The organism is Neolewinella antarctica, assembly GCF_011927835.1.
GTDB lineage: Bacteria > Bacteroidota > Bacteroidia > Chitinophagales > Saprospiraceae > Neolewinella > Neolewinella antarctica.
Genome location: NZ_JAATJH010000015.1, coordinates 1 through 8,918 on the forward strand (window position 1 = coordinate 1; position 8,918 = coordinate 8,918).

The following is an 8,918-nucleotide window of genomic DNA, read 5'->3' on the forward strand; positions in this document are numbered from 1 at the left end:
TTCTGCTCTTTTCTTCAACTTTTTGCGTGGCTTCGCTTTTACGCAAAAAGTTGAAGAAAAGAGCTGGTCCGGTGGTCGGTCCAACGCTCTCAATTTAAAAAACTCCTGTCGCGAAGAGCGCCAGGTTTTTTTAAATGTTCGCTTATGGTCCGCCCACCTTGCCGCAGGTTGATGTATATTGAGATCCATTGAGAAGGCGGCCTGCGTTGCTGCGAACGTTCTGCGCAACAAAAAAATGAGGTATAATCTATCGAAAGTAGTATTTTGATTAGTGAAGCGAAATACATTTAAGGCATCTCGTTGAAAAGAATTAACTGATTAGTTACCAAGTATATTTAATTATGATATGTTAAGTATAGTACAAAATGCAAATTGTTGGATAATTACTAATGATTAAGTAAATTGAAATTGTGATAAAACTGTTAATCGTGAAAAATACTATGAAATTAAGGTGTACAATATTGTTAGTATTGATATTTTTGAATGGGGCTGCAATCTATTCGCAAAATTCAATATTTGGTAGCTTTCTAAACACTGAATCTGTACAATCATCAATTGATGGAGCAACTGTTTTATCGGATCTAAATTGGCCTGCACTCAAGTTATACTGCGATAGTACAGGAGGATATTATGCAAGAAAGAAAGAAGAAGGATCAATCACTACGTATAACTATACAAAACAAGGGTATACGGAAAATTTTAGTCTAACACTGTTCAATGATAAAGTTTTAGAGTATAAATCTCATGTCGATGAATTATTTAAGACAAACTATTTTAATAAGAAAGTATGGATAGAATATGTAAAATCTGAAAAACAATTTCAAGATTTGGAATGGATGCTTACAGAAGAAGAATTAAAAGTAAATTCTAGCGAGGTTATTCAAGCGTATATTACTTTATTAGGATTTAACGTCAGAGATGAATATGGTTGGATATGCGAGTACTCAGCTGCTGGATTTCCACCAAAGAAAAGATTAGCTATTGTTGGTTTGATTAAACATGGTCGAAGAGATTTCATAGTCCGACTGCTGAACCATTCAAATTTACAAACACAACTATATGCAGCTGATGCTCTAATATATTTGGATATCATCGGAGATATTCAAATAGTTCAAATGGAAACCTTTAAAGGCACCAAGAAAAAAAGAAAATATTATATAAAAAAGTCGAATCAAAATAGATTATCTCAAAGCGAAAGGAGGAAGATAGGAAAGCTAAAAAGTGACAATCAATACGTTATTACTTGTGGAAATATGGGCTCATATAAGCAATATAAAGTGAGTACATCCGAACTTCTATCAGCTGATGCAATAAGCATGATTTATACTAATTATCTATTGCTGAAAGATTATGGCTATTATTGAGATTCGTATATGTTAAATCAAATAAAATGCGCAGAACACGGCAGCAAGCGACAAGCCGCCATAAAGATTTGAGGATTATGGTTCTATTTCCGCTCTTTTCTTCAACTTATTGCGTGGCTTCGCTTTTACGCAAAAAGTTGAAGAAAAGAGCTGGTCCGGCGGTCGGTCCAACGCTCTCAATTCTCAAAATTCCCCGTCCTCCTGCGTCGGCCGCGGTTTTTGTGAATGTTCGCTTATGGCCCGCCCACCTTGCCGCAGATTGATGTATCTTGGTTTCGATTGAGACGGCGGCCTGCGTTGCTGCGAACGTTGGGCGAAACAAGGTACAACCCACCCACATACGTTACACTACACAAGGGACATAGGTTACACTTTTAAATATTAGCGATCTTGGTGTAAAAACCATTATGGCATTTAAAAGTATATTAGCTATGGAACAGAAAAATTCCTTCATTCGCGATCATCTGAGCGACGAATATTATTTCAGTAGCCTTTGTGAGTCGTACGGGATAAGTCGTCAGAGTGGGTACCGTTTGGTCAGACGCTACGAAGCGGAAGGGGAGGATGCATTTATGGATAAATCAAAGCGTCCGCTATCTAGCCCGGGAGAAACATCGCCCGAGATTGTTGCACGGATCAAGTACTGGCGTGGATTTATGAAGCGCTGTAAGTTCGGTGCTAAGAAAATCCACTTAAGATTAACCCTTGAGTTCGACGTCGAAAGGTTGCCCAGTCTGACGACAATCCATAATATCTTAGTTCGGGAAGGCTTGGTCGTGCCCAGAAAGAAGAAGCGCAAAGTAGTGGCCCAGCATCCCCGGTTCGATCCGACGACGTCGAACGAAATCTGGTCAATCGACCACAAGGGGAAATTTAGGTTAGGAAACGGGAGATATTGTTCTCCGCTGACGGTGTGCGACTCCTTCTCTCGTTTTCTGTTTGCAGCGAAAGGTCAGTACAGTGAAAACTGGCGTGATACGAAGCAGGTATTAAGATCTTTGTTTCAGCAGTGGGGTCAACCCCAGCACCTGCACAGTGATAATGGTTCGGCGTTTGCGAGTATCCAGAGCCCGCGGGGCTTCGGGGCCTTATCGTACTGGTTACTGGATCACGGTATTTTGCCGGTATTTAGCGATCCCGGCTCACCTGGTCAGAATGGTCGTCACGAACGAATGCACAAAGACCTGAAGAAAGAATGCTGCAACCCACCGTCGATAAATCTACGGGTACAGAACCGATCGATGAATCGCTTCAAGTCAGTTTATAATGAAATTAGGGGCCATGAATCGTTGGATATGCGTTTTCCTTGCGATGTCCATAGTCGATCGGCAACAGAGTATGTAGATAAAGTAATAGATCCTGTTTATGGCAGTGAGCTGCAGACCCGCAAGGTGTGCCTGAACGGAGCGGTCCGCTGGAAGAGTCACGAATGGGTGACGGTTTGTCGCGCACTGAGTGGTAAGTACGTGGGGGTGTTACCGCTCGGTAACCGTGTGTACGAAATCTACTACCGGCAGGAATGTCTGGGCTACTTCCAGCAGGGAGAAGACATTATCAAGGGGCACTACTACCGTTTGAAGTCCGACCGGGATCTTCCGCACCGCTACCGGGATCGTGGTAACCGAAAGCGAAAATGAAGCGGTCCTTTTCGATCCCGCAGCCAGTTCCGCTACGCTCCACTGGCTGCGGGATCGAAAAAAGAAGACTATATTTACCTAATCATAAAAAGTGTAACTCATGTCTATTGAGTAGTGTCTACACTGTGTGTGGTGTACACAAAAAATTAGTCACAATTATCCTTTCATATCTATAGGTATAGTGATAGGTTAACCTCATAAACACCTGTAAATTAGACGATTATAGTGATGCAACTTAATTTAAACAAAAATCGTTACTTTTATGTAACTGAATAATTATCAATGACTAAGCCACTAACTAACCTCCAAGTAGAATTACTTCGATCGTTTAACTATCAAATTGATGATTCTCAGCTTCTGGAAATCAAGAAAATGCTTACAGACTATTTTGCTCAAAAAGTATCAGATGGTATGGATAAATTATTTGAGGAACATGGATGGGATGATTCTAAACTAGATGAGTGGTCTGGTGAACATATGAGAAAACCGTACAACAAATAGATGTGAGGGTAGTAATTGATACAAATATTCTACTTGTTTCGCTTAAACGAGGTTCTACAAATAGACCTATATTTGAGGGGTTGCTCAATGACAAATACCATTTGGTCATAACAAATGAAATTTTAAGTGAATATTTGGAAATAATCGGCGAAAAAACTAACAAAGAAATTGCCAGTAATCTTGGAGATTTATTAACACGACTTACGAATATTGATAAAATTGAAACTTATTATAATTGGCTATTAATTACAGAGGATCCAGACGATGACAAGTTCGTTGATGCCGCTATAGCAGGGAACACTGACTATATAGTCACGAATGACCGACACTTTAGAATTTTGAAAGGGATAGAATTTCCAAAAGTAAACATTTGTTCATCTAAAGAATTCCTGGAAATTCTTGATGAGTTGTGATGAACAGGCTTTCCAGCTCAACGAGTGCAAGCTAGGTCGAATAAATTACTCCTGAAAACGATAGAAGACTTCACTAGAAAATTGAAGAGATAATCACTCCCAAAAAAGACAAATAAAATGCCGCTAACACGGCAGCAAACGACAAGCCGCCCTAAAGAGTTGAGGATTATGGTTCTAGTTCCGCTCTTGTCTTCAACTTTTTGCGTGGCTTCGCTTTTACGCAAAAAGTTGAAGAAAAGAGCTGGTCCGGCGGTCGGTCCAACGCTCTCAATTCACAAAATTCCCCGTCCTCCTGCGTCGGCCGCGGTTTTTGTGAATGTTCGCTTATGGCCCGCCCACCTTGCCGCAGGTTGATGTATATTGAGATCGATTGAGAAGGCGGCCTGCGTTGCTGCGAACGTTGCACGCAACAAAAAATATAGATATTTATGATCCAGTATTATTTGATTAAAGAGCTATATAATTTAGTAAATGAGGCGAGATTAGATACCCATATGAAATTAGATATAATACTCATTTATTGAATGAAATGCTAAACGAGAAGTGTATTTTGAGTATTCAACGAAATTATCTCTTCTTTACGGTAAATAATAAAAATCCTCAAGAATTAAATTTGTCTTTATCCTAGCAAAACTTGATAACCATTTGTAGTTTTTATTTAATAATCCTAGTGGTAATTTAGGTATATTGGACTAGAAGGGTAGTCAAGTGTGCAAATAAATTTAGGTCAAGACTTGAGTGCTAATATTTTATTTGTATTTTTAGGCAAGCGGTTGAAAAATAAGCGTACTTATGAAAATGATTATGACTCTAATGTTTGTAGTATTTCTAGCTAGTTGTAACAATTCTAGCACTTTATATTTTAAAACAGTCACAGCCGTTGGAATATCAACAAAGATGGATGTATCAACTAGTGGAATCAAGATTGGGTCTGTAGAGAACATTGACCTCCAACCCGATAGATCAGTACTGATCACCTTAAGAGTTGATCCCGAAATTAGAATTCCAAACGATGCAGTAGTATCAATGAAGAAAATTGATTTATTTGGAAAGCACGAGTTATCAATTGATGGCGGGGTAGAAAACAACTATTTTGTTAGTGGCGATACAATCCAATATGCTGGTGTAGTCAGGACCACGTCCGATTCCGTATCAATTAAGTTGATTAAAGAACTATTTAGAGCTTTAGGAGATGGTCCAAAAGCTGACTCTATGAGATAATTGAGGATATGCGATTAGGGCAGGATACAATCAATTTATTGACGTAGTTATATTAATGAATATTTGTATTTGATTATTGAAACTCTTTATTATAAAATTTTTCTAGAGTTTTATGTAGGACTCTGACAAATCAAATGCGTGCAACACGGCAGCAAACGACAAGCCGCCATAAAGGGTTGAGGATTATGGTTTTAGTTCCGCTCTTTTCTTCAGCTTTTTGCGTGGCTTCGCTATTACGCAAAAAGTTGAAGAAAAGAGCTGGTCCGGTGGCCGGTCCAACGCTCTCAATTTAAAAAATTCCTAGCGCGGAAGAGCGCCAGGTTTTTTTAAATGTTCGCTTATGGCCCGCCCACCTTGCCGTAGGTTGATGTATCTTGGTTTTTATTGAGGAGGCGGCCTGCGTTGCTGCGAACGTTGTGTGCAACAAAAAATCAAATTCAGTAATAATGAAATACCAGAAGGTCTTAGTACTGGTAAGTTCTCTATCAGTAATCTTATTATCTAGTTGTGATTGTGAATTATCATCTTTAGGTATTGTTGTTGATAGTCAATCTCAAATTCCAATAGATAGTGTTAAAATCTATAATCCAGAATTCCCTAGTTTCTTCATATTCACCGATTCAGTTGGAGTTTATAGATTTGACGATTTTCAAGAAGGAGCGAATTGCCCAGATTTTCAATTATCCTTTGAAAGAAATGGCTACGCGATACAAACTTTAACTGTCAACAACTCTTATTTTGATTCAACTATAATTTCGTTATTCAGATAATTAGGTGAAGAGTAAAAGAACTTTCGCTAGCTTACAATAATACACCATGTATAAAGTATACTTCTACGTATGTATTGCCGTCCTTTCATTTTCATGCAATGTAAACCAAAGAATGAGTAATAGTGAATTAAGGATAGTGACTTCAATTAGATCTTTCAAAAGTAAGGAAGACATAGTTCGAAATTTCGCTAATATCTGGACAGGAGTTGTTGATACAGCAAGTTCTGTGAGACAGGGGGATGAAATTTTTACACTACTTCATGATTCTTGTTCAGGATTGTATTGTCCAAGTTTTTATGTATATAAAAATGATCTGTCGCAAGATTTATCATGGAATTTAGTATTTACGGAAAAAATAATTCGTGACGATGGTAATACAATTTCCGGACCCAAAAAAATTGTTATCTACGATCAAACTATTGATCTGTTAAATTGGAATCAAGTCAAAGTAAAAACCTACCTTATCGATTCAATAATAAATTGATTTATAACGTGTACTACTTAACGCTGCATTATTCTTGTTTCAAATAATATTTACTAATATTACTATTGGGACCTTTAATAGTGTCTTTCGTTACTGAAATAGAATAATACGAAGAATACTTCACCTTTATTTCTAGCTACCAAATTCCTGGTACCCTACGTTGATCTATAGTCTGGTGAACGCTCATCAATACCAATTATCATTACTGTAGTCAAATATATCCCCAAATAATTGAAACTACTGGACATATAGCTTCGTCCTTGAGTTAGTTGAAGAATTTGGACAACTTAAATGCACACAACACAGCAGCAAGCGACAAGCCGCCATAAAGGGTTGAGGATCTTGGTTCTAATTCACCTCTTTCTTTCAACATTTTACGTGCTTCGCTTTTACGCAAAAAGTTGAAAGAAAGAGCTGGTCCGGTGGGCGGTCCAACGCTCTCAATTCACAAAACTCCCCGTCCTCCTACGTCGGCCACGGTTTTTGTGAATGTTCGCTTATGGCCCGCCCACCTTGCCGCAGGTTGATGTATCTTGGTTTCCATTGAGACGGCGGCCTGCGTTGCTGCGAACGTTGGGCGAAACAAATAAAATAAAATGAGAATAGTAAATTTATCACTTACAAATTTTAGATCAGTTTATGGAACTCAAAAAGTTGATTTTACTAAGTCAGGTAAATCCTTAGTTATCTACGGTGAGAATGGAGCAGGTAAAAGTTCAGTATGTAAATCCATTGACTTATTCTTTGAAGCAACCGACAAACGAAAAACACACACTCTATTATCTCCTCATATAAATATTTTTGCTGCAAAGGAATTTGATAGCACACCAATAGTTGAGATTACTCTTAAATTTACCGACGGTAACACTTATGTTTTTGATGCTTTTGGTCATGCCGGAGATACTGATTCATTAAAATTAGCAAGAAATTTTAAAGGAGTATTAGATTATAAGAGTTTGATGCCCATTTACTTCAGCAAGGTTCAAAAAAATAAACTAAATCTATACAGATATTTTGTGAATAGTGCTTTGCCTAATGTGCGTAATCCTTTAACAAATAGTTTGATAAAGACTCATGCACGTAAAAAGTATGAGGATCTTCCCGCTAATTTCCTGCAGGGAGTTTATTCTATAATTATCGGATTAAGTGACGAGATCAATATGTTTTTAAAATATTTTGATGAAGGTTTAGAAATTGAGTTTAAACAAAGGAAGACCTTCAAAACTCCTGAAATTTACATTTCTGTTTCTATTGACGGAAATCATATAACCACTGATTACAGCAATTTCTTAAACGAAGCTCGACTTGTTGCACTAGCTCTAAGTGTTAACTTAGCAGTCATTTCACATTACAATAGAGACAAAACTGAGGAAAGAGCTCCAAATACCGACGAAGTTCCGAAATTATTATTAATGGATGATGTTTTCATTGGTATGGATTTGATTAACAGACTACCATTTCTAAAAATACTGAAGGAACATTTTGGTGAATATCAGAAAATAATCACAACATATGATCGTGGTTGGTATAGTCTGATGAAGGACCAATTAGGTGAAACTGAATGGAAATTTATAGAGGTTTTTCGATCTAGAGGAGACAAACCGAGTACTGAAGTTCTAGATAGAGAGGAGCAATCATACATAGACCTTGCAAACTACCATTTTGATCATTTCGATTATCCCGCCTCTGCAAACTATTTACGAAAAGCATTTGAAGAAATCTTCAAAGATAAGCTACCCGAAAATCTATTAAGGTCTGAAAACCAAGATGGCAGTATTAGTAGGAATGCTAAAACACGAACAGACTTTAGTAATTTTAAAAAATATTTAAAATCAGCTAAAGTAGATATTTCAGAACTTGAAAAATATGATGTTTTCACTAGGATTATTTTAAACCCATTATCTCACGATGATAAAAGCAGCCCTATTTTTAGAAAAGAGATCGAAAATATCTTTTCGCTATATAATCTATATAAAAGCGTAAATATTCTTACAAAGAAAAAGATAACTAATGATAATTCATCAATTGTTCATCTTACTATAAAGGATATAGATAATAATTATCATAATTATAAAGTTCAACTAAGGGAACCTTTTAAAATGATCGATTTTGATGGTAACTCTGGTTATTTACCTTGTGCTGCAAATATTATTTCTTATAAATTCAATAAAGAAGGATGGATTGAAGAATATAGTCGGACAGACAGCCTTCAAAAGATATACAGAAATTTAAATGAAAAGCACGGAGTAGAAGTTGGTGAATACTTAGACTCATATAAAACACATAAAGGTGTGGTACTTTCAGCCCTTTAAAAAATTCTCCCAACACAGTAGGCGCTATGTTGAAATTTTAGTAGCGAATAGATTTAAATAAAGCTTCGCCCAACAGGGCAGCAAGCGACAAGCCGCCATAAAGGTTTGAAGATGCTGATTTTAGTTCTGCTCTTTTCTTCAACTTTTTGCGTGGCTTCGCTTTTACGCAAAAAGTTGAAGAAAAGAGCTGGTCCGGTGGTCGGTCCAACGCTCTCA

6 protein-coding genes are annotated in these 8,918 nt (G+C 37.3%); all 6 read left to right on the forward strand.

What is annotated here, in order from left to right:
- Window positions 1-428: 428 nt before the first annotated feature.
- The 6 genes from GGR27_RS19615 (at window position 429) to GGR27_RS19640 (ending at window position 8,702) form a co-directional block, all read left to right on the forward strand.
- Entirely contained in the window at window positions 429-1,364 is a 936-nt protein-coding gene (locus tag GGR27_RS19615) for a hypothetical protein (protein ID WP_168040596.1), read from the forward strand.
- Window positions 1,365-1,795: 431 nt separating this feature from the next.
- Window positions 1,796-3,001: a DDE-type integrase/transposase/recombinase gene (locus GGR27_RS19620; protein ID WP_168040598.1), complete on the forward strand. Its 1,206-nt coding sequence runs from the start codon at window positions 1,796-1,798 to the stop codon at window positions 2,999-3,001.
- Between the two features lie 282 nt (window positions 3,002-3,283).
- Entirely contained in the window at window positions 3,284-3,502 is a 219-nt protein-coding gene (locus tag GGR27_RS19625; protein WP_168040600.1) for a hypothetical protein, read from the forward strand.
- Window positions 3,503-3,504: 2 nt separating this feature from the next.
- Window positions 3,505-3,915 (forward strand): putative toxin-antitoxin system toxin component, PIN family, encoded by a 411-nt coding sequence (locus GGR27_RS19630; RefSeq protein ID WP_168040602.1) that lies wholly within the window; start codon window positions 3,505-3,507, stop codon window positions 3,913-3,915.
- 792 nt (window positions 3,916-4,707) lie between these two features.
- Window positions 4,708-5,136, forward strand: coding sequence for an MlaD family protein (locus GGR27_RS19635; RefSeq protein ID WP_168040604.1), 429 nt, complete (start codon window positions 4,708-4,710; stop codon window positions 5,134-5,136).
- Between the two features lie 1,850 nt (window positions 5,137-6,986).
- A complete protein-coding gene (locus GGR27_RS19640; RefSeq protein WP_168040606.1) occupies window positions 6,987-8,702 on the forward strand; it encodes an AAA family ATPase in 1,716 nt (571 codons plus the stop codon).
- Window positions 8,703-8,918: the final 216 nt, after the last annotated feature.

Bases quoted from the DNA above. Each gene is read 5' to 3' on its own strand.
- GGR27_RS19620 (WP_168040598.1), top strand. From the start codon at position 1,796: ATGGAACAGAAAAATTCCTTCATTCGCGATCATCTGAGCGACGAATAT.
- GGR27_RS19635 (WP_168040604.1), top strand. From the start codon at position 4,708: ATGAAAATGATTATGACTCTAATGTTTGTAGTATTTCTAGCTAGTTGT.
- GGR27_RS19640 (WP_168040606.1), top strand. From the start codon at position 6,987: ATGAGAATAGTAAATTTATCACTTACAAATTTTAGATCAGTTTATGGA.
- GGR27_RS19625 (WP_168040600.1), top strand. From the start codon at position 3,284: ATGACTAAGCCACTAACTAACCTCCAAGTAGAATTACTTCGATCGTTT.